The 21,004-nt window shown below is 46.8% G+C and carries 23 protein-coding genes and 5 tRNA genes; 20 read left to right on the top strand and 8 right to left on the bottom strand.

Annotated elements, in window-relative coordinates; all coding sequences use genetic code 11:
* Positions 1-27 precede the first annotated feature (27 nt).
* Positions 28-1,026, bottom strand: a complete 999-nt coding sequence (locus IH982_02400; protein ID MCH7828699.1) for a collagen-like protein — start codon at positions 1,024-1,026, stop codon at positions 28-30.
* Positions 1,027-1,170: 144 nt separating this feature from the next.
* On the opposite strand from IH982_02400, the gene IH982_02395 reads away from it, so the two are divergent.
* The 6 genes from IH982_02395 to IH982_02370 all read left to right on the top strand — a co-directional run bounded on the left by IH982_02395 (position 1,171) and on the right by IH982_02370 (position 3,627).
* Complete coding sequence (locus IH982_02395; GenBank protein ID MCH7828698.1) at positions 1,171-1,608, top strand: hypothetical protein; 438 nt, start codon at positions 1,171-1,173, stop codon at positions 1,606-1,608.
* 69 nt (positions 1,609-1,677) lie between these two features.
* Entirely contained in the window at positions 1,678-2,034 is a 357-nt protein-coding gene (locus tag IH982_02390) for a hypothetical protein (GenBank protein ID MCH7828697.1), read from the top strand.
* Between the two features lie 6 nt (positions 2,035-2,040).
* Positions 2,041-2,460, top strand: a complete 420-nt coding sequence (locus tag IH982_02385) for a hypothetical protein (GenBank protein MCH7828696.1) — start codon at positions 2,041-2,043, stop codon at positions 2,458-2,460.
* A 33-nt stretch (positions 2,461-2,493) separates the two neighbouring features.
* Positions 2,494-2,925, top strand: coding sequence for a hypothetical protein (locus IH982_02380; GenBank protein ID MCH7828695.1), 432 nt, complete (start codon positions 2,494-2,496; stop codon positions 2,923-2,925).
* 4 nt (positions 2,926-2,929) lie between these two features.
* Positions 2,930-3,454 carry a hypothetical protein gene (locus IH982_02375; protein MCH7828694.1) on the top strand — a complete coding sequence of 175 codons (525 nt, stop codon included), beginning with the start codon at positions 2,930-2,932 and terminating at the stop codon, positions 3,452-3,454.
* A 91-nt stretch (positions 3,455-3,545) separates the two neighbouring features.
* A tRNA-Leu gene (locus tag IH982_02370) sits at positions 3,546-3,627 on the top strand.
* Between the two features lie 128 nt (positions 3,628-3,755).
* On the opposite strand, the gene IH982_02365 is transcribed toward IH982_02370, so the two are convergent.
* From IH982_02365 to tsaD, 4 genes are all read right to left on the bottom strand, one after another.
* On the bottom strand, positions 3,756-4,343 hold the full coding sequence (locus IH982_02365; GenBank protein ID MCH7828693.1) for an Hsp20/alpha crystallin family protein: 588 nt from the start codon (positions 4,341-4,343) through the stop codon (positions 3,756-3,758).
* 1 nt (position 4,344) lies between these two features.
* On the bottom strand, positions 4,345-5,049 hold the full coding sequence (locus tag IH982_02360; GenBank protein ID MCH7828692.1) for a PrsW family intramembrane metalloprotease: 705 nt from the start codon (positions 5,047-5,049) through the stop codon (positions 4,345-4,347).
* A gap of 43 nt (positions 5,050-5,092) precedes the next feature.
* Complete coding sequence (locus IH982_02355) at positions 5,093-7,360, bottom strand: valine--tRNA ligase (GenBank protein ID MCH7828691.1); 2,268 nt, start codon at positions 7,358-7,360, stop codon at positions 5,093-5,095.
* Positions 7,361-7,423: 63 nt separating this feature from the next.
* Positions 7,424-8,536 carry a tRNA (adenosine(37)-N6)-threonylcarbamoyltransferase complex transferase subunit TsaD gene (gene tsaD, locus IH982_02350; GenBank protein MCH7828690.1) on the bottom strand — a complete coding sequence of 371 codons (1,113 nt, stop codon included), beginning with the start codon at positions 8,534-8,536 and terminating at the stop codon, positions 7,424-7,426.
* 62 nt (positions 8,537-8,598) lie between these two features.
* Between tsaD and IH982_02345 the strand changes: the two genes are divergently transcribed.
* Together IH982_02345 and IH982_02340 are read left to right on the top strand one after the other, a co-directional pair.
* Positions 8,599-8,670 (top strand) — tRNA-Glu (locus IH982_02345).
* Positions 8,671-8,679: 9 nt separating this feature from the next.
* Positions 8,680-10,239 (top strand): glycosyltransferase family 2 protein, encoded by a 1,560-nt coding sequence (locus tag IH982_02340; GenBank protein ID MCH7828689.1) that lies wholly within the window; start codon positions 8,680-8,682, stop codon positions 10,237-10,239.
* A gap of 56 nt (positions 10,240-10,295) precedes the next feature.
* Here the strand turns inward: IH982_02340 and recG are convergent, their stop codons facing one another.
* Together recG and IH982_02330 are read right to left on the bottom strand one after the other, a co-directional pair.
* Positions 10,296-12,380, bottom strand: coding sequence for an ATP-dependent DNA helicase RecG (gene recG, locus IH982_02335; GenBank protein MCH7828688.1), 2,085 nt, complete (start codon positions 12,378-12,380; stop codon positions 10,296-10,298).
* 1 nt (position 12,381) lies between these two features.
* Positions 12,382-12,453 (bottom strand) — tRNA-Arg (locus tag IH982_02330).
* 108 nt (positions 12,454-12,561) lie between these two features.
* On the opposite strand from IH982_02330, the gene IH982_02325 reads away from it, so the two are divergent.
* The 3 genes from IH982_02325 (at position 12,562) to IH982_02315 (ending at position 13,011) form a co-directional block, all read left to right on the top strand.
* Positions 12,562-12,651, top strand: a tRNA-Ser gene (locus tag IH982_02325).
* Positions 12,652-12,672: 21 nt separating this feature from the next.
* Positions 12,673-12,759 (top strand) — tRNA-Ser (locus tag IH982_02320).
* A 3-nt stretch (positions 12,760-12,762) separates the two neighbouring features.
* Positions 12,763-13,011, top strand: a complete 249-nt coding sequence (locus IH982_02315; GenBank protein ID MCH7828687.1) for a GIY-YIG nuclease family protein — start codon at positions 12,763-12,765, stop codon at positions 13,009-13,011.
* Positions 13,012-13,171: 160 nt separating this feature from the next.
* Here IH982_02315 and IH982_02310 read toward each other — a convergent pair whose 3' ends face one another.
* A complete protein-coding gene (locus IH982_02310; protein ID MCH7828686.1) occupies positions 13,172-13,819 on the bottom strand; it encodes a methyltransferase domain-containing protein in 648 nt (215 codons plus the stop codon).
* A 43-nt stretch (positions 13,820-13,862) separates the two neighbouring features.
* Between IH982_02310 and IH982_02305 the strand changes: the two genes are divergently transcribed.
* The 9 genes from IH982_02305 (at position 13,863) to IH982_02265 (ending at position 20,999) form a co-directional block, all read left to right on the top strand.
* Positions 13,863-14,045, top strand: a complete 183-nt coding sequence (locus IH982_02305; protein ID MCH7828685.1) for a hypothetical protein — start codon at positions 13,863-13,865, stop codon at positions 14,043-14,045.
* Positions 14,042-15,094, top strand: a complete 1,053-nt coding sequence (gene pilM / locus IH982_02300; GenBank protein ID MCH7828684.1) for a type IV pilus assembly protein PilM — start codon at positions 14,042-14,044, stop codon at positions 15,092-15,094. Before IH982_02305 ends, pilM begins: the two co-directional genes overlap by 4 nt.
* A 6-nt stretch (positions 15,095-15,100) precedes the next feature.
* Positions 15,101-15,625 (top strand): hypothetical protein, encoded by a 525-nt coding sequence (locus tag IH982_02295; GenBank protein ID MCH7828683.1) that lies wholly within the window; start codon positions 15,101-15,103, stop codon positions 15,623-15,625.
* 1 nt (position 15,626) lies between these two features.
* Positions 15,627-16,142, top strand: coding sequence for a type 4a pilus biogenesis protein PilO (pilO, locus tag IH982_02290; GenBank protein ID MCH7828682.1), 516 nt, complete (start codon positions 15,627-15,629; stop codon positions 16,140-16,142).
* A gap of 18 nt (positions 16,143-16,160) precedes the next feature.
* Positions 16,161-16,433, top strand: a complete 273-nt coding sequence (locus tag IH982_02285) for a hypothetical protein (protein MCH7828681.1) — start codon at positions 16,161-16,163, stop codon at positions 16,431-16,433.
* Positions 16,433-18,163, top strand: coding sequence for a type II/IV secretion system protein (locus IH982_02280; protein MCH7828680.1), 1,731 nt, complete (start codon positions 16,433-16,435; stop codon positions 18,161-18,163). Before IH982_02285 ends, IH982_02280 begins: the two co-directional genes overlap by 1 nt.
* A 1-nt stretch (position 18,164) precedes the next feature.
* Positions 18,165-18,542 (top strand): response regulator, encoded by a 378-nt coding sequence (locus tag IH982_02275; GenBank protein MCH7828679.1) that lies wholly within the window; start codon positions 18,165-18,167, stop codon positions 18,540-18,542.
* Positions 18,543-18,594: 52 nt separating this feature from the next.
* Complete coding sequence (locus IH982_02270) at positions 18,595-19,659, top strand: type IV pilus twitching motility protein PilT (GenBank protein ID MCH7828678.1); 1,065 nt, start codon at positions 18,595-18,597, stop codon at positions 19,657-19,659.
* Between the two features lie 134 nt (positions 19,660-19,793).
* Positions 19,794-20,999, top strand: coding sequence for a type II secretion system F family protein (locus tag IH982_02265; GenBank protein ID MCH7828677.1), 1,206 nt, complete (start codon positions 19,794-19,796; stop codon positions 20,997-20,999).
* Positions 21,000-21,004: the final 5 nt, after the last annotated feature.

The raw sequence follows: 21,004 nt of genomic DNA, 5'->3' as shown, positions 1-21,004 counted from the left end.
ACGCCTCCCCTTTTGCGTTGCCTTCTTTTACGTCTCCCAGGGGAAGATCGCAGGGAAGATGGCATAGGTCTCCTCCCATTCCTCGCGAGGGGGGAGATCTTTAACAAGGGAGAACTTCTGGAGCCACGCAAGCGTGGCCACAGGAGACGCGATACAACGATAGTACTCAGTTTCTCCCTCAGTTATTATGTTCCCTTTATCTGCCTGGTCAGGACACCGAGGAGTGGGTTCTTTGCCTTTCGGGAATACGGTGAGCAGGATGTTTCCTGAATGTTCCTGCCCAAACGCTTCAAGCTGTACGAGGAATCTGGGTTTGGGTCCTTGTGCTTCTTCTGGCACAGGCCACGGTTCCTGGTAGGGCGTGAGAGTGGCGTATACGCCCCACTCCATACCTTCTTCAGGAAGCTCGCTTGCCAGAGAGAATTCTTTGACCCACGTAAGCAGGAGTAAAGGATTAAACCTGCATCGAACGCTATCTCCTCTCGCACTTTGGCCGAATACTTCGGCTTGCGCAGGGCATCCAGGGTGGTCAAAGACCGGGTCTGAGATGAGGTAGATGTCTAATCCGCCTATCTCCTCCTCGTCATCTTTTGTCGTGTAGCTAAACACGAAACGAGGATTGGGAGCTTGATAGGAGCCCTCCAAGGGTTCTGGGGTTGGAATAGGAGGATTCACTATCTGGTTGAGGAGCTTAATGAGCTCATCTTCGCTTGGAGACTCTCCTTTGTCTCCTTTATCTCCCCTTGGCCCCGGCTCCCCTCCTTCTCCTTGTATGCCCTGAGGCCCTGGTTCTCCTTGGACTCCTTGAGTTCCTGGTTCTCCTTGTATGCCCTGAGGCCCTGGTTCTCCTTGGACTCCTTGAGTTCCTGGTTCTCCTTGTATGCCTTGAGGCCCTGGTTCTCCTTGCAGTCCTCGTGAGTCTGTTCCTCCGGTGTCTTCCTTGGGTCCTTGCGGGTCCTCTACGCATGCCGCTATCAAGAAGACAGTGGCAAGCAAGAAAACCATCAGTCCCATGTGTCTCCTCATTGTGCTGCACCCCTCTTTCTCTGTTCTTTCTCTATGTGCAGAAATATATCATAATTCGTCAATATGTCAATGGTGCCGGGAGGTTTTTGGGATTGTGGATAACCCTGTTGCTATACCTTATCCTCCCAAGTACAATGACCTAATATGAAAAAGGCCCTGATTTTGGTTGTGTTTATAGCTTTCTTGTTTGGAGGAAGCTTTGTTGAAAGAATAGACGCTGCTCCGGTGTGTGGTGCTTGTGAGACGGATGCAAATTGTGATGGAGATCTGGTCTGTCAGGGAGCTGTGGAGGGAGCACAGGGACTGTGCCAAGAAAAAGATACGATTCAAATCTGCAATCCTCTTCAAACCGAGAACTTCACTGGTATTGTAAACAACATTCTTGACATTCTCTTTAACTTTGCCTTGCTGTTAACCCCTCTTATGATAGTGGTGGCAGGTATTATGTTTGTAACGGCAGGAGGAAGCCCAGAGCGCATCTCTACTGCCAAGCGTATTCTTTTATGGACTGCGGTAGGATTTGTGATTATCTTGCTGGCTAAAGGACTGATTGTGGTCTTGCGGGCTATCATAGGGTTTTAACAATTCCCATTTGGTGCTATGATACAGAAAGGTCGAGGTTTCACATAATTGAAGCAATAAACAAAAAGAATGAAAATAGTATTTGGTATTATGCTAGCGGTGAGTCTGCTGGTCATGGTGGGAGCCCCGGTAGCAATGGCTGTTCATGGAGGAGAACACCCTACCAATGGGCTTCCTGAAGGCCCACAAACGGGAGCTGACCTGCTTGACCGCATTGCCTTAATTGGCAATTGGGTCTTTGCCATTTTCCTGGCAATGTCAATCATCTATATTATTTTGGCTGCCTTCCAGTTTGTGACCGGTGGTGGTGACCCGGCCCAGGTGACTGCGGCGCGCCAAAAGCTCATTTATGCTGCAGTAGGAATTGCCATTGCTCTCTTGGCTGCAGGTTTTGACGATATTTTGAGGAATATTCTGGTAGGATAAAGCTTAATGAAACCCGCAAGGTATATTTTACTTTTTGGGATTGGAACAGCCCTCCTTATTTTTGTACTGGCAGGAGGGTCTGTGTTTGCACAGGGACTCGGAGAGCCGTGCGGACCCGGAGGAACGTGTAACTCTGGATTGACATGCAGTATAAGTAATGAGTGCTTGGCAGAATTACCAGAGGGTCCCCAGACGGCAGGAGCTGTCCTACAGATTATTCAACGGGTTGGAGAATGGGTTTTTGCCATCTTTCTTGCAATTTCTATTATCTTTCTCGTTTGGGGGGCGTTTGAGTTCGTAACAGGTGAGGGAAACCCAGAAAAGGTCTCTTCTGCCAAGAGGCGTCTCCTCTATGCCATTATTGGCATTGGGCTTGCCCTCCTTGCCAACGGGGTAGATGATGTGCTAAGAAGTATATTAACCTAAGAGGCCGAGTTTGAACGCATATTTGGCAATAGTATGAAAATACTTTTGGGAATAATCTTCCTTTTTGTGCTCATTTTCTCTCCAGTTGCTGTGTTTGCTGTAGAGGGAGACAGTTGCACCACAAACGCTGAGTGCGGCACTGGCTTCATTTGTAGCGGCGGACTTTGTGTTAATGAGAGCAAACTACCAGATACCAGCTTTCGCCTTGGAACCACCGAAGAGGCACCTAGTTCAGGTTCAGAAATTCTTGGCCGTATCGGTCTTATCGCAAACTGGGTCTTTGCCATATTCCTGGCAATATCTTTAATCTACATTCTCTTGGCTGCCTTCCAGTTTGTGACTGGAGGAGGGGATCCTGCCCAGGTGTCAGGAGCTCGCCAAAAGTTAATCTACGCTCTCATAGGAATTGCCATTGCCTTAATGGCTGCCGGTTTCCCTGCGATTCTCCGAAGCATTGTGACGTAAAGCTATGAAAAGAATACAAACTATTGGCCTCACTTTCTTTCTTGCAGTTTTCTTACTGATCTTATTGGCTCCAGCCACAGTTTTTGCTGCGGCGGAGTGTAGCACAGTAGGTGGAGGTAATTGTGAGGCAGCGGTTACAGCGGACTGCGAATGTGGAGGTGTTGCTGCAAAAGCAGGCGATTATTGCAAAGCTTCAAAGAGTGCCGTGTACGCAACAAAGGCTGATTGTAATTCAGGTACGGGCGAAATTCCCCCAGCTAATTTCCGTCTTGGAACAGAGAGTGAAGTGCCACAATCTGGTGGCGCAATACTTGCTCGTATTCAAATCATTGCCAACTGGGTCTTTGCCGTGTTTCTGGCAATATCTTTAATCTACATTGTCTTGGCTGCCTTCCAGTTTGTGACTGGAGGAGGGGATCCTGCACAAGTTTCGGGTGCAAGACAAAAGCTCATCTATGCCTTAATTGGCATTGCCATTGCTTTGATGGCAGCAGGATTCCCCGCTATCTTGCGGAGCATTGTAACGTAAATATTCTTTTTAAGACAAGGAGTACAATATGGCGAGGGAATTCCCTCGCTGTATTGTTTTTCTCTCAATTTTCAGCTATATTCAAAGCGCTGGGCAGGTGGCGAAACTGGCAAACGCACTAGCTTTAGGAGCTAGCGCCGCAAGGCTTGTGGGTTCAACTCCCACCCTGCCCACATCACATGAGGTTCGCCCCGTGATGAACACGGGGCGCCCTATGTTTATCATAGGGCGAATCCTCCCGGGCGCACCAAAGCAAAAGGGGGGTCACAAAGCAAAAGGGGGGTCAGACCCCCCTTTTGCTTTATCCTCTCACCTTCACCTTTTTTACTTTCTGGCGTTCAATCTTTGGAATGCGCAGGGTAAATACCCCGTCTTTCATGACAGCTTCTGCCCTTTCTCCGTCTACCTCTTCTGGCAGGATAATCTCCCTTAAAAAAGCTCCCCAGAAGCACTCTTGGTAAAAGTAGTTCTTACCTTTGTCTTCAACAACGTTCCTTCGCTCCCCTGAAATGCTAACGGTGTCGTTTTCAATGGAAATGTCCAGATCCTCTGGCTTCACCCCTGCAATGGTTGACTGAATAACGATTTCATCATCCGTCTGGTATACATCAACAGCCAACTCACCTTCTGGCTCAAACCAGTCAGGGGCTTCCTCTTTTGAGGGAGCCACATCTTCTTTCCCGCCAGAGGCGGGTCCGCCTCCGGAGGACTTTGAGGATTTCACCTGTATCTTCTTTTCTTCAGTATCCTTTTTCTTTTCCTCCTCGCCGGCGGATTGCTGTTGAGGCGACTTCTGCTTGGGCCGCTCTTCTTCCTTAAGCTCCTTCTCGTCCAATTCTTTCTCTTCAATGCCCATGCTGTTTCTTAACTTTTCAAAAAACGAAGGCATGTTACATTTGTAGTTTCGTTATCTTTTTTAGCTGTCGAAAAGCCAATGATACAAAAACTGCCAATCCCAGCAAGATAATGGCTGGGAAGAGGAGCTTTTGAATCCCATCTGCCTCTAGTATATAGAAGTTGAAGAAGCCATGCAAGAGGGTTGCCAAAAAGAGGCCAGCTGCCACGTACCAATACTTCCTTTTTTGGTCAAAGAAGGAACGGGCGAGAAAGTATCCAAAGGTTCCAGAAGTCAAGGCATGCAGAAAAGTGGCTCCCACCAGGCGTACCAAGGTTAAGGCCACAATGTTGGAGACAGGGGACGTAGGCCCCAATCCAAACAAGATTAAGATGTTTTCAAAGGCAGCAAACCCAAGAGCAGCTATTATCATGTAGAGCATGACGTCCACGGGTTCGTCTAAAGCTGGGTTTGCATACACAGAAAAGCGCACCACCAGGAACTTAAGCACTTCTTCTACCAAGGCCACTCCCAAGAAGATGTACAAAATCAGGATGACTCCTTCTGAGAAAGGAAGAAATGAGAATAAGGAGCGCAAGGTAAGTTCCAGGGCAATGGCAGGAAGCGTTGCCAGCATTCCCCAGAAAAACACCTTTCGAATAACGGAATTGGGCTCTGGGTGGGAATCTTTTCTCAAATAAAAGGCAAGCCAGATTATACTGGGAACAAAACCAAAGAAGAGAAACAGCGGATAATTCATAGTCCGCTTAAATCTCGTTTAGGAGCTCCTAAACGAGATTTAGTTACACAGGCCATTGCTCTATCAGCAAAGTTTTCTTTTTATCTTTTAAGGGAAGCTGCTGATACAGTTCTTCTGTGACAAAAGGAGTGAAGGGATGGAGAAGAGACAAGAGCTCTCGGAGAATGGAAAGCAGCACTCTTTGTCTTCCAGCCCTTTGGTTCTTTTGCGCCAGCACCTTCTTTGAATCCTCCAGCACCTTGTCAGCAAACGTGTGCCAGGCATAGTGATACAAGGTTTCCGCGGCTTGCGAAAGGCGGTATTCCTCAATAAGTTTAGTCACCTGCTTTTTGGTTTTCTCAAAGTCAGAGAGAATCTTTCTATCTTTGGCTGAGAGTTTAGGTTTTGCCTTTCCTTTGCCTGCCCCGAGCGAAGTTAAAGGGTAGTCTTTGGTGTTGATTTGAACGAACCTTGCAATGTTCCAAAGTTTGTTTGCAAAGTTGCGGTATCCTTTAACGCGGTCTTCAGACAGCTTGATATCGTTTCCGGGACCAGCTCCAATAATCAAAGACAGTCTGGTTGCGTCAGCCCCGTACTTTTCTACCATGGTTAAAGGATCAATGACGTTGCCCAGCGACTTTGACATCTTTCTACCTTTTTCATCTCTTACCAAACCGTGCAGGTATACGGTGCGAAAAGGAACTTTGCCCACGAGGTAGGTGCTCATTAAAATCATTCTTGCTACCCAGAAAAACAAGATGTCATACCCTGTTTCCAGAACCGAAGTAGGATGATAATTAGCAAGGTCGTTTTCTGGTCCGGGCTTGCCCCGCGTAGCGCTTTGCGCGAAGTGGGGCCAGCCCAAGGTAGAGAACGTCCACAGACCAGAGGAAAACCAGGTATCTAAGGTGTCGGGATCCTGCTTCCACGTGCCTGCCGTAGCATTGGCGAAGGCGGGGCCCTTCCCTCTGGGAGCCTGTATTCCCACATAGGTTTCTTTACCCTTGTACCAGACTGGGATCTGATGCCCAAACCATATCTGGCGGGAAATACACCAGTCGCGGAGGTTTTCAATCCAGTGAAAGTAGATTTTCTCAAAGCGTTTGGGAAGAATCTCAATTTGTTTTGTTTTCACCACATGAAGCATGAGCTTCTTTAACGTGGTATTCTGTCCCTTCTTTATTCCCTTAAGTCCTGCATGCGGAAACGGAAACTCTTTCTTTACATCCACAAACCACTGGCGCATAATTTGGGGTTCAATAATGCCTCCCCCCCTGGAATTGGTTGCAATGCGGTGGGTGTAATTCTTATCCACTTTTTCTAAGAGCCCTTTCTTTTGGAGCTTCTCTACAATCAAGGGACGGGCTTTTGTAATGTGCTGGCCTGTAAATTCCCCCGCAATAGGCAGGAGTTTTCCCTTCAGATCAATGATTTGTTCTTTGTCTAGGTTGTGACGCAGAGCTATCTCAAAGTCGGCTCTGTCGTGCCAGGGAGTAATGGTCATGACTCCGGTTCCAAAGTTCATGTCAATGGAGCTATCTTTGATGATGGTTGCAGTAATTTTCCCCCGTATCCACTCAAGCTCAATTTTGTCTCTCTGTTTGTACTTTTTGTACCTCTTGTCTTTTGGGTGCATGACCACATACTTGTCTCCAAACTTGGTTTCAGGACGGGCAGTACCAATGGTAAAGGGCCCGTATTTCAAGTAGTAAAAGGGGGCTTGTTCTTCTTTCCACTCAATCTCATCATCTGACACGGTGGTCTGCATCTTGGGATCCCAGTTCACAATGCGCTCACCGCGATAGATTAAACCTTCTTTATACATTCTCTCAAAGGCAGTTCTCACAGCCAGGCTCCGCTTTTCGTCCAGGGTATAGGCCTCACGGCTCCAGTCCAAAGAAGCCCCCATCTTTTTTACCTGGTGTACAATGGCGTCGTGGCTTTCTTTTGCAAACTGATACACAAGCTTGAGAAACTTTTCCCTGCCTAGGTCGTGTTTGGTCTTTCCTTCTTTTTTCAAAAGGGTTTGTTCTACCTTGGATTCTGTTGCAATGGCAGCATGGTCGGTTCCGGGCAGCCAAAGCGTCTTCTCCCCTTTCATTCGGTGGTAGCGAATAAGGATATCTTCCACCGCCAGCATGGCAGCGTGCCCCATGTGCAGGGTTCCCGTCACGTTTGGAGGAGGAAGAACAATGGAAAATGGTTTGGCAGTTTTCTTTGCCACCCTCTTTTTGGTAAGAACATCTGGATTAAAAAAGCCGCTCTTTTCCCAGAGTTGATAGATTTTGTCTTCCGTCTTTTGGGGGTTGTATGCTTTTGGCAACTCGTTCATAGTTATCCTTGTACATCCTTAGTCTAGCTAAAAATTCCTTAGCTAGACTAAGGAACTATTCATCTATTGTAAGCGCAGATTGGGGTCTGCGGCAATAGACTCGGGGTCTTTTGTATACCTCTTTTTGACAAGGAGAAAGTATCCCACAAAAGCCGGCATCACCCCATTGTCCGTTGCCAATGATTTCTTTGGAAGGAAGAGCGCTATCTTTTCTTTGCCTGCCGCTTCTTTAAGCTGTTTTCGTAACTCTTCATTTGCAGAAACTCCTCCCCCCAGGATAATACTCTTTGCGTTGTATTGCTTTGCAGCCCTCAGTGTTTTTTTGAGCAAGACATCAATGATTGCCTGCTGAATTTCTTGTGCCATTTTGCGTACATATTCTTTGGACTCCCGCACTTTCTTTGTTCTTTTCTGATAGTCATATAGTACCGCGGTTTTCAAGCCAGAAAAGCTAAAGTCAAGATCCTTGGTGTATATCATTGGCCTTGGGAGGTTAATGCCTAAACGAGATTTAGGCATGGCTGCGAGTTTTGCAATGGCGGGCTTGCCCGCCAGAGCCGCTGCAGCGGCGACGGCGGGTCCGCCGGGGTAAGGAAGCCCGAGAATTCTTGCGGTCTTGTCAAAGGCCTCTCCTGCTGCATCATCCCTGGTTTCTCCCAACAGCTCATATTTCCCCATTCCTTTCATGAGCAAGAGCTGAGTGTGTCCTCCCGACACCAAGAGAACGACAGCAGGAAAGATCTTGCCTAAATCTCGTTTAGGCAAACCGGTGAATAGACCAACCAAGAGATGCCCTTCCATATGGTCAACGGGGATTAAAGGAACGCTATATTTTTTAGCCAGTTCTTTTGCAAAGTTAATACCAGTCCACAAGCAAGGAGAAAGGCCCGGGCCGTAGGTTACAGCCACAGCATCAATCTTGAGATTCTTTTTTTGGAGCTTTGCTTTTCTCAACGCTGCTTTGAGAACAACGGGAAGATTCACGATATGCTCGCGTTTTGCCAGGTTGGGATACACTCCTCCATACTTTTTGTGTACCTCTATTTGAGAGGCAACAACGTTAGAAAGAATACGAAAGCGGGGCCAGGTTTTTCCTGCCTGCGCGGGCAGGCCCTTGCCTTCAACTATTGCAATGCCTGTGTCGTCGCACGAGGTTTCAATGCCGAGAATAGTCATACATTGAAAGCATAACAGAGGGTTGATTTTTTGCAATTTTTAAGGTAATATTAACCCGATTTGGCCCCATCGTCTAACGGCTAGGACACCACGCTTTCAATGTGGTAACACGGGTTCGATTCCCGTTGGGGCCACCTTATTTTATGTCTCTTCCAGAAAACTATTCCCATGTAGGCAGGGCAGGCGACCTTAAGAACACAGTGGAGCGGCGACTCTACCGGTTCTTAGAAATGCTCCCGGGTATTCTTGCTTGGGGAACCTTTGCGCTTGCCATTCTCTTTTCCTGGCTGCAGCCAGTCTGGGTGGCTTTCTTTATGATTGCGTTCGTAATCTATCTCTTGCTTCGTACTCTGTACTTCGCCTTTCATTTGTGGACCGGGTATCAACATATGCGAGTAAATGAGAAGAAAGACTGGATTGTGGAACTTAAGAACTTGCAAAAGGCAGAGTACCAGCTTCCCGTTTCTTCCTTCAAAGACCTGTGGCACCTTGTTGTTGTTTCAACATACAAGGAACCCTTAGAGGTGCTGCGTTCTACCTTTCAAGCATTGAAAGACAGTTCGTATCCAAAAGACAGAATGGTTGTGATACTCGGCATTGAACAAAGAGAAGGAGAGGTCGCAAAAGAGAAGGCAGCGATTCTTGAGATGGAGTTTGGGGGTGTGTTTTCAAAGTTTTTGGTTACCGAGCACCCAGACAACATTGAAGGAGAGATAGCCGGAAAAGGTTCCAACGAATCGTTTGCTGCAAAAAAGGCAAGAGAGTATTTTGACGAATTAAAGATTTCCTATCAAAATATCATCATTTCTTCCTTAGATGCTGACACCGTGGTGTACCCTCAGTATTTCTCCTGCCTTTCTTGGTATTACTTGACGACCCCGGATGCAACCCGCACCAGCTTTCAGCCAATCCCTTTGTACTTAAACAACATTTGGCAGGCGCCCCCCATTTCAAGAGTATTTGCCTTTTCTTCTACCTTCTGGCACACCATGAACCAACAGCGTCCAGAAAAACTCATTACCTTTTCTTCCCATGCAATGTCATTTCAGGCACTGGTGGATGTGAACTTCCGTGCCCCCAACGTGGTGAATGACGACTCACATATCTTTTGGCAGTGTTTTTTTAGGTATCAGGGAAACTACAAGGTGCAGTCTTTGTATTACCCTGTGTCCATGGATGCCAATGCAGCAAAAAGTTTGTGGACTACGCTAAAAAACATCTATCTGCAGCACCGAAGATGGGCCTATGGAGTAGGAGAAATAGCATACGTGTTTTTTGGGTTTTTAAAAGACAAAACCATCCCCCTGGGAAGAAAGCTGACCCTGGGAGTTGAGCTGCTGGAAAGCCACTGGACTTGGGCAACAGCCCCCCTTCTCATCTTTGTCTTAGGCTGGTTGCCCTTGATGCTGGGAGGAGACGCTTTTTCTGAAACTCTACTTTCTTACAACCTCCCCCGGTTTGTGAGCAATATGCTCACCTTTTCCATGCTTGGACTGATTGGAACTGGAGTCTTGAGCTTGTACCTGCTGCCAAAGCGAAAGCCGAGCTTTGGCAAGATGAAAGCCTTTTGGTTTGTTGCCCAGTGGATCTTGCTTCCCCTGTCCATGATTTTTCTCATGGCGCTCCCTGCTTTGGAAGCACAAACCAGATGGATGTTGGGAAAATACCTTGGTTTTTGGGTAACTCCAAAACACAGAAGTTGAGGCCTTAGCGTAAATTCCATTTAGGAACTCCTAAATGAAATTTAAGCAGACAAAGATTACTCCAAGTGCAGCTTCTCTCGGAGCTCTTCTACTCGTTTCTTAAGTAAGGGGTGGTTTTTTAGAGAGATGTCTTGTTCTAAAAGCTTTTCTGCTGCCTCCCTAGTTTCTTGAACCAAGGGAAGGTTTGCCAAGTTTTTCATGGCAAAGTCAGGCAGCCCCCATTGCTTGTTTCCAGAAAAGTCTCCCGGGCCGCGGAGCTCTAAGTCTCTCTCTGCTAGTTGAAATCCGTTCTCAGATTCAAGTAAAGCTTTTAAGCGTTGTTTTGTTGCGGCGCTTTTGGATTCTGAAAACAAGAGGCAGTATGATTGATAGCGAGACCTCCCCACTCTTCCTCGAAACTGGTGGAGTTGGGCCAACCCAAACCTGTCTGCGCCCTCAATCATCATGACGGAGGCATTGGGAATATCCACCCCCACCTCTACAACCGATGTTGAAACAAGAATGTCTGTTTTCCCTCTTTTAAAGCGCCGCATGATTTGTTCTTTTTCTGGCGCCCCCATTTTCCCATGGAGCATTGCAACTTCAAAGCCAGGGAATACATCCCTTGAGAGCTTTTCATACTCCTCTTTTACGGTCTTCAATTCTGATTTCTCTCCTTCTTCTACTTTCTCAATGCGAGGACAAATCACAAACACCTGTCTTCCCTTTTTCACTTCTTTTGCAATGAACTTGTATGCCTTTGCCCGTTCTTCTGGCGCCACAATCTTGGTTTCAATCCTCTTTCTTCCCTTGGGAAGCTCGTCAATAATCGTGGGGTCTAAATCCCCATACACGCTCATTGCCAACGTTCTTGGAATGGGGGTTGCGGTCATGGAAAGAAAGTGAGGAATGAGCTGTGATCTGTGTTGAAGCTTTTTTCTTTGCTGTACGCCAAAGCGGTGTTGTTCGTCAATAATAACCAAGGCAAGGTTGTTGAACTTTACCTTGTCTTGAATTAAGGCGTGGGTGCCGATGAGAACGTCAACGGTTCCTTCTTTGACTCTTTTTAAAAGCTTCTTTCGTGAGATCTCAATGGAATCATTGGGAAGTTTAGGAGAAATGAATCGGTCTGTCTTTCCGGTTAAAAGGCCAATGGTTATGCGAAAGAGTGCCAGTGATTCCCCCACGGTCTTGAAGTGCTGCTGGGCTAAAACCTCTGTTGGAGCCATAAGTACAGCCTGATACCCCGCCTTTACTGCAGCCAAAGAGGCCATGGCAGCTACCACGGTTTTCCCAGAACCCACATCCCCTTGCAAGATTCTGTTCATTGGTCTTGGCTTTTCCATATCTTTCAAGATGTGCCAGGCAGCTTTCTTTTGTGCGTCGGTCAACTCAAAAGAGAGTTTTGAGGTGAAGCGCTTCATGATATCTGGGGCATAAGCAACCACCGGGGCCTTTACTTCAGAAAGTTTCTTTCGTTCTGTTAAGACAAACAAAGAAATGAAGAAGAGTTCTTCAAAGGAAAAGCGTTTCCTTGCGAGCTGTGCGTCTTTTGGATTGTTTGGGAAGTGGATAGAAAACAAGGCATCCTTGAGTGAAGGAAACCCCCGTTCTTTTAGTAGGGATGAAGGAAGTGTGTCTTGAATGTTTTTAAGAGAGTCTAAAACCATATGAATGACAAAGCGCAACCACTTTGAAGATACCCCCCTGGTTTCTTGGTACACGGGAACGAGTCTTGCCATGTGAATGGGGTTTCTACTCATTTTCTCATACGCTGGGCTTTGAAGATGGATACCATTTTGGTCGCGAACCACCTTTCCCGCAAGAAACACCTCCTGTCTTAAAGACAGGGTGTCTTTGAGATAGGGCTGGTTAAACCACACCACCTTTATGCTCCCTGTTTTGTCGCTTAGTACCCCCTCTACAACAGATATTCTTTTCCTGTATGTTCTCATTTCTTGAAGCTCTCCCAAGGTTCCTTGAAAGCAGTATTCAAAACCCTCCTTTGCTTTTCCAATGGGAGTGATGGTAGAGAGGTCGTGATACATTCTGGGGAAATGAAAAAGAAGATCACGGCAAGTTGTGATCCCCATTGTTTTCAGTCGCTTCTGGTAGACCGGCCCAATGCGTGGAACTTCAGAGAGAGGAGTGGTTAGCTGCATGTGCTCCCGACAGGAATCGAACCTGTATCAAGGGATCCGCAATCCCTCATTCTGTCCGTTAAACTACGGGAGCATGGCTCCTCAGTCTTCTTAAGGAGATATGCGCTTTGAATATACCAGAATCCGAGAAGAAATTCAAAGGTTGAAATATTCGGGAAATAAGATAGAATAGAAAGAGTTAGGTGGGGTGGCTGAGCGGTTGAAAGCAGCACACTGCTAATGTGCTAGGGGAGAAATCCTCTCGTGGGTTCGAATCCCACCCCCACCGCCACCAGCTTTAATTTATTGTATAGGCGGGATGCCAGAGCGGATGAATGGGGCAGTCTTGAAAACTGCTATACTTGAAAGGGTATCGGGGGTTCGAATCCCTCTCCCGCCGCACATGTACTATGTATATTTTCTTCGCCTCAGAAATAGGAGGATTTATACTGGTTCTACGAACGATTTGCGTAGACGAACAAAGGAACACGAAATCGGAAATGTGCGAGCAACGACATCACTGCGACCACTTAAGCTGATAGGATATGAAGCATACCTCCTGAAGAGCGATGCACAGAGAAGAGAGCGATTCTTGAAGACGACCGAGGGAAAGAGATTATTTCGACAGCAATATCGAGACGTATTAAAGTGAGGTTCGCCCTGTCATTCGACAGGGCGCCATATCGAATGATATGGCGAATCTCACCCCCTCCGCCAAATAAACAATAAGGTATCCGCCTTCGGCGGGCCCGGTACGATTTTTAACGCTCGGCAGGGACGCCTCGCTAAATCGTCCGTCAAAGTAAAGCAGTTTACTTTGACCCAACTACAATCTGGGCTAACCCTTTGTAATAGGTTTTCTTTTTTGTGTTTTTGAACCCAGCTTCTTTCAGTTTTTCTGTAAGGTTTTCTTTTAGCATGCGCCAGGCATCCAGGTTTTCTACTAATAGGAACTGAATGATGAGGGGAATACGGACAAGCAAGTTCTTGGGAAGGTGGTACTCATAGATTACGAATATCCCGCCAGGCTTTAACAGGCGCAAAGCTTCTTTCATCACTTCTACCCTCTTTTCTCCGGGAAGGTCGTGTAAGGCAAAAGAGATTGCAACAAAGTCCGCAATTTCTGATGGATAATTAGTTTTTGTCGCATCTTCAAAAGAGAACTCAATTTCCCGTGCCTGCCTTGTTGCTTTTTCTTTTGCCACCTTGAGCATTCCTTGAGACAGGTCTGAGGCAAGAACCTTGGAGTAAGGAAATCTTTGTTTAAGAAGCAGGGCGTTCTCTCCTGTTCCCGTTGCAAGATCAATAAGAACGTTTGGATTTTGCGGCACAAACTCTAAGATGCTTTCTCTGAGTTTTTTTGTGTTTCCCAACACGGCAAGCCACACCCAAAAATCATACACCAGGGGAAGCCATGAGGAGAGAAATAGCCCCCTATAATACTTGGGTTTTCTTTGCATATACTATATAATACAGGAAATAACAGGATTGTTTGCATTTTTTATGATATACTATATTCCAGAAGGAATAACGAGTTGCAGGGAGTATATTCCAGAAGGAATAACGAGTTGCAGGGAGTATATTCCAGAAGGAATAACGAGTTGCAGGGAGTATATTCCAGAAGGAATAACGAGTTGCAGGGAGTATATTCCAGAAGGAATAACGAGCTGTAGCGAGTATATATGAAGCTTGGTTCTTTCAAATTTATTCCCAAAAGCTTTCTTGGCATTGACATCGGAACTTCAACCATTAAGGTGGTGGAGCTTTCTCGGTGGGGCGCAAAAAAAAGCTTGAAGAACTATGGAGAGATGCGGTCTGAAATGCTGTATGACAAACCGTTTCGAACAGCAGAAAAGAGTTCCCTGCTCCTTTCTTCAAAAGACATTGCAAGATCCCTTCGCGGCATTTTGCAGGAAGCAAAGATTGAGACCAAGAACGCGGTATTCTCCATTCCGGACTTCTCTTCCTTTTTCACACACTTTGAGCTTCCTCCGATGACCAAAGAGGAGTTGCCAGAAGCAGTTCAGTACGAGGCGAGAAAACACATCCCCATTCCCTTTTCTGAAGTGACCTTTGACTGGCAGATTTTAAACAAGAAGCGCCTTGGTCTGCCAAAGGAACCTATTAAGATTTTAATGGTGGCAGTCCCCAACGAGCTAATCAATCAGTATCAAGAGATAGCAAAGTTGGCCAAGCTGCGGCTTCAAACTCTAGAGGCAGAAGTTTTTGGTCTTATCCGCTCTTCTTTGAAAAATGGAGAAGGTTCCCTTGTGGTGCTGGACATGGGAGCCCAAACCACAACTATTAATGTGGTTAAAAAAGGAGTGCTGCAGTCTTCACGGTCTATTGATATTGGTGGGGGAAACCTTTCAGAACGCATTGCGCAATCCTTGTCTATTGGCCGAAAAGAAGCAGAAGAGAAGAAAATAGCCGAAGGACTTTTGTCAAAAGAACTCAAGACTATATTAGGTCCTCTGATAGACACCGTGGTGACGGAAATCCAAAGAGCAATCCAAGAATTCAGAGAAAAGGAAATTCAACGGGTGGTTCTCGGAGGAGGGTCCGCAATGCTACCGGGGCTCAGAGAATACTTAAAAGAGAGCCTGAAGAAAGAGATAGAATTCGTTGATCCTTTTCGTTCTGTCTTTTATCCTCCTGTGTTGGAAGATACAATAAAAGAGATGGGGCCCTCGTACTGCGTCGCAGTAGGAATGGCATTACGAGGACTGGAGTAAATATATATGGTAGAAATCATTCCCAAAGTGCCTCAAACTTCCTCTTTGTTCATGAGGGTGTTCTTTGCCTTGTCCATTGGTGTCTTTGTGCTTTCGGTGGGAGGATTTGTACTCTTGTTTTTCTTGGAATCAAGAACTCAAACCAAGATTAAAGAGGCAGAAATACTCTTGAGAACAGAAAAGACCCCAGAGCAGGCACAGCTGGAGCAAGACATGTTTGTTGCACGAACCAGGCTTAAAGATTTTGCAACACTGGTAGAGCTTCGAAAGGACGTGCTTCCCGCATTCTCTTTCTTGGAGAACGTGGTACATCCCGAGGTCACCTTTCTTTCAATGAATGTTGATGTGCAAAGCCACACTGTGCAGCTTAGGGGAACTGCAGAATCCTTCTCTGCCCTAGATGAACAGCTTGTGGTGCTTGAAGCACGGTCAGAACCAGGCTCCATTTCCCTGACGAATCTTAAGCTTGGGGGACAGGGCGGGGTTGACTTTCAAATGGAAATACAATTTTCAGCCGCATTCTTTCAATAATATGAACCGCACCCTTCTCATTGGAATCCTGCTCTTTATAGGAGTTGCCGTAGGCATCTTCTTAACCTGGCCCAACTATCAGACCTTCCAGCAGCTGAGGTCTGAACTTAAAGGCCGCCAGCAAGAGCTGGAAAACCGGGAAACCTACTTTGCAGATTTGATAAAGGTTAAGGCAAGCCTTGCGGAGTTTGCAGAAGGGCTTTTAAAGGTTGAGGCCGCCCTTCCCTTAGGCCCCCAGCTTCCCTCGCTCTACGACTTTTTGCAGCGGAGCTCCGCACTTTCTGGAATGTCCTTGCGCAACATTTCAGCTGCAGTGGAGAGCCAAGCTCAATCCTTAGAGCTACGCACCATTCCTGTGACACTTGAGCTTGTAGGTTCCTGGAGTGCTTTAAAAGAACTGACGGGACGTTTGAATATCGCTTCTCGTATGGTTTCTCTTCAATCCCTGAACCTTTCTGGGAGCCAAGAGACCGAAAGGTTCAATGTAACTTTGCAGCTTCATACCTATTTCTACTAGCTAACATATGAACCACATATGGCAGTAACGTTTCTCCAGAAAAAGAAGATTCAACGCCTCCTCATTCTCGCGCTTGGGGTAGTGGTCTTTATTACCGCAGTTGTCATCTGGTGGGGATTCTTTGTGACAGCCCCTTTCCCCACAGGCGACATCCTTCTCCAGCCCCTCAGGGTTGAGGTGGATACCTCCATTCTCTCCCATCCAATACTCCAAAAACTAGATGAGGCAGAGGCAAAAGCGCAAATTCCCCAGGATGTTGGTCGAGACAACCCATTGCTCCCCCCCCTATAATGAACATTCTTCAAACCCTTGTTCAGAGAAATCTTCTTTTAAGCGAGGCCGCAACCCAAGTCCAAGAGGAGGCAACTCGGTCCCAAAAGTTGGTTGAGGAAGTACTCTTGGAAAAGAAGCTTGTGGAAGAAGAGCTCTTGTTTAGCGTTAAATCAGAGGGACTGCAGGTTCCTTTGAGATCTGTTGAGCCCAAAGACATTCCCTTAAAGATTCTTGAGCTTATCCCCGAGGATGCGGCATCTCACTATCGCATGGTTCCCTTGTCTAAGCGGGCAGGAGTGGTTGAGGTTGGTATGGTAGCCCCGGAGGACGTAAAAGCAAAGGAGGCGCTGAACTTCCTGTCTCGCCAGGGAGGGTTTTCGTTTCAGATACAGCTCATCTCTGTTTCTCAGTTTGCTGCAGTCATGCGCCATTATCAAAACCAAAAGAACGATATGAGCCAGGCCTTAGGAGAACTCCAAGAAGAGATGAAGGAAGAAAAGGGCAAGGACCAAGCTCAAAAACTCGCTCGTTTGGTGGAGGAGGCCCCGGTCACCAAGATGGTGGCAGTCATCTTGAGAAACGCGGTTGAAGGGAAGGCCTCTGACATTCACATTGAACCCACCAAAGACAAACTCAGAGTAAGGTTTCGCATGCTGGGGGACCTGTACTCCTCTTTATTCTTGCCAAAACGGGTTCACCAAGCCGTGGTGTCGCACATTAAGATTCTTTCCAACTTAAAGATTGATGAGCAGCGAGTACCACAGGATGGGAGATTTTCTGCAAACATTGGAGAGCGCTCTATAGACTTTCGTGTTTCCACTTTTCCCACTGCCCTAGGAGAAAAGGTTGCCATACGTGTTTTAGACCCTGAAGTGGGGTTAAAGGGTTTTGGCGAGCTTGGTTTGGGAGGTTCCAGTTTAGAGAAAGCACAAGCGGCTTTGAAACGCCCCTTTGGGTTGATTTTGGTGACTGGGCCCACGGGCTCTGGAAAAACCACCACCCTGTATGCCATGCTCCAGAGTATTAACAAGGAATCCTTGAACATTGTGAGTTTGGAAGACCCCGTGGAGTATCTTTTGGAAGGCGTGAACCAGTCCCAGGTTAGGCCCGATATTCAATACGATTTTGCCCAAGGGTTACGCCAGGTTCTGCGCCAAGACCCAGACGTTATCATGGTAGGTGAGGTTAGAGACGAAGAGACGGCCTCCCTTGTTGTGCACGCTGCTTTAACAGGGCACATTGTGCTTTCCACCTTGCATACGAACAATGCTTCTGGCGTCATCCCTCGTCTCTTGGACATGGGAGTGGACAAGTACCTGGTTCCAACCACGCTTAACATTGCCCTTTCCCAACGTTTGGTGAGACGCTTGTGCGATAATTGCAAGGAACGCATCAAGCCAAAAACGGAAATGAAAGAGCTCATCTTGCAAGAACTCAGAAAGATTCCTGCTGCCAAAGAAAAATCCGTGAGCGTGCACCTGGCAACCAAAGGAAAAGACCTGAGTTTGTTTGTTGCCAAAGGATGCAAAGAATGTGGAGCCGCAGGATACAGTGGTAGGATTGGTCTCTTTGAGGTGCTTACAATGACCGACGAGCTTTCAGACATTGTTCTTCAAACTCCGTCTGAAGCAAACATTGCAAAAGAAGCAGTGCGCCAGGGCATGGTCACGCTTCGTCAGGATGGCGTGTTAAAGGCAATTGATGGTATAACAACAATAGAGGAGGTTATTCGCGTGACCGAAGACTGATATGTCCCCCAAAGATACTATCTTACTCGTTGAAGACGACCCCTTGCTGATTGATATTTACACCACAAAGTTTACAGAAGCTGGATTTAAGGTGCAGGTGGCAGATTCTGGAGAAAGGGCGCTTTCCTTGTTTTCTAAGCTGAGCCCTTCGGTCATTGTCATGGACATTGTGCTTCCTCATGTGGACGGCTGGGAATTGCTTCTAGCCGCTCAAAAACAAGAAAACTTGCGGAACACAAAGATTGTAGTACTCTCTAACCTTGGGCAAAAAGAAGAGATTGAAAAAGGAATTTCTCTTGGCGCTGACCGCTACCTGATTAAAGCTCACTTTACCCCCACCCAGGTAGTAGAGGAGGTAAAAGAATTGTTAAATGGTTAAATTGTTTAATTGTTAGCCATTTAGCCATATAACAATTTAACAATGTAACTGTATGCCAACCACACAAATGCAGGAATTATTAGAACTGACTGTAAAAGAAGCGGCTTCTGATTTACATTTGTCTTTGGGGCATCCTCCGACCCTTCGAATTGCAGGGAGCTTGGTTCCCTTGGTCAAAAAGAGACCCATGACACAAGACCTCGTTAGAGAACTCGCCACCTCCTTGATGACCGAAGAACAAAAAGTACGCTTGGAACAGGAAAAAGAGGTGGACTTTTCGTACAACATGGAGGATAAGGCCAGGTTCCGAATAAACGTGTTTTACCAGCAGGGTTCTTTGTCTGCTGCCTTGCGCCTTATCCCAAAGCAGATAAAGACGCTGGAAGAATTGAACCTTCCTCCCATACTTCATAAGTTTGCCACTGCACGCCAGGGTTTTGTATTGATTACCGGTCCTTCCAGCCATGGGAAATCCACCACCCTAGCTGCCTTGATTGACGAGATTAACCACACAAGAGCCGACCACATCATTACTATTGAAGACCCCATCGAGTACGTGTTTGAAGACGACAAGTCGATTATTGACCAGCGAGAGGTGTATCAGGACACCCAGAGTTTTGAAAAGGCCTTGCGCGCCACTTTCCGCCAAGACCCAGACTGTATCATGGTAGGGGAAATGCGAGACTCAGAAACCATAGCCACCGCCATCACCGCAGCTGAAACCGGACACCTGGTATTTGCCACACTGCACACCAACTCTGCCGCCCAAACCATTCACCGCATTGTGGACTCTTTTCCTCCAGCGCAGCAGGTTCAGGTCAGGGCGCAGCTGTCAGGTTCTTTGTTGGGCGTGGTATCTCAGCGCTTGGTTCCCAGCGTGCGGGGCGGGTTGGTTCCCGCAGCTGAAATCATGATGTCCAACCCTGCGGTAGCCAACCTCATTCGAGAAAACAAGATTCACGAGCTTCCCCTGGTGATTGAGACGTCTGCTGAAATTGGCATGATTTCTTTGAACCGGGCCTTGGCAAACTTGGTTCGTTCAAAGACCATCACCCTAGAAAATGCCCTTGCCTACTCCTTGAACCCAACAGAACTCAGAACTCTGGCAAGAAACTAAATGAATCCCGTTAGAGATTATTATATCTATGTTTGCAAACTTTATTATTCACACAAAGAAAAGCACCAAGGGTTCTATGGTTGCATCAATGAATTACAGAAATGTTCCGCAGAACATTTCTTATCTCTAACGGGATGAAATTCAACTACCAGGGCAAAGACAACAAAGGCAAAACGCAGTCTGGCGTGATTGAGGCTTCCTCCAGGGAAGCTGCCTTGTCGCTCTTGGCGGCCCATAATCTGTTTGTCACGTTTCTTGAGGCAGCAGAGGCACGCCCACTCTTTGAACGGAACATCCGGTTTTTTGAGCGGGTTTCCATGAGAGATATTATGATGTTTTCCAGACAGTTATCTGTCATGTTTGTTTCTCGCGTACCTTTGGTAGAGGCCTTGCAGACCCTAGCTTCCCAAACCAAGAGTAGAACATTTAAAGAAAAAATCTTTCGCCTGTCAGAAGAGGTGAAAGGCGGAACTCTGTTTTCAAAAGCCCTATCAAAGTACCCTGATATTTTCTCCCCCTTCTACGTTAACATGGTAAAGTCAGGGGAGGCATCAGGAACCCTGTCTTCTGTGCTGGAGTATTTAGCTGACCACATGGAGCGAGAGTACCACTTAGTTTCAAAGATTCGTTCTGCCTTGGTGTATCCTGCCTTTATTGTGTTTCTGTCCTTTACGGTGTTAGCCTTGCTCATGTTTTTTGTTATTCCCAACTTAACCAAAGTATTGGAGCAAACGGGCCAGGAACTTCCTGCCGTCACCCAGTTTGTTCTTACTTTAGCCACTTTGTTTCGAGCGTTCTGGTGGGTCTTTCTCTTATTGACGGGGGGAGCTGTATTCTTTTTCCTTCGCTGGAAAAGCACTCCTGAGGGAACACGGTTGTTGAGCAGGTTTTATCTTAAGGTCCCGCTTTTGAATTCCTTTTTGCGAATGATTTATCTTTCACGCTTTGCAGAAAACCTTTCCACCTTAATTTCAGGAGGCCTTCCCATTGTCCAGGCCCTGGATATCACCGGGCGTATTGTGGGAAGCTCGGTGTATACAGAAATTATTGAGGAGGCAAAGAGTGAGGTACAAAAGGGAAACCAAATAAGCACCGTGCTGCAAAAGTACCCCGCAGAGTTTCCTCCCGTATTCACCCAAATGGTGTTTGTGGGAGAAAAATCAGGGAGCCTAGACAAAACCCTGTCCAACATTGTTTCCTTTTACCAAAAAGAGGTTGATCGCACCGTGGAAGCATTCCTCAGCATCATTGAGCCAGCCCTTATTGTGTTTTTAGGATTGATTGTGGGGGGATTGTTGGCTTCGGTCCTGCTGCCCCTGTATCAACTAGGCTCTCTTTGATATAC

The sequence above is a fragment of the Patescibacteria group bacterium genome, from assembly GCA_022563395.1.
Lineage (GTDB): Bacteria > Patescibacteriota > Minisyncoccia > Minisyncoccales > UBA10102 > 01-FULL-49-22b.
Note: the sequence above shows the minus strand (reverse complement) of the source record. Positions and strands in the feature narration are given on the sequence as shown.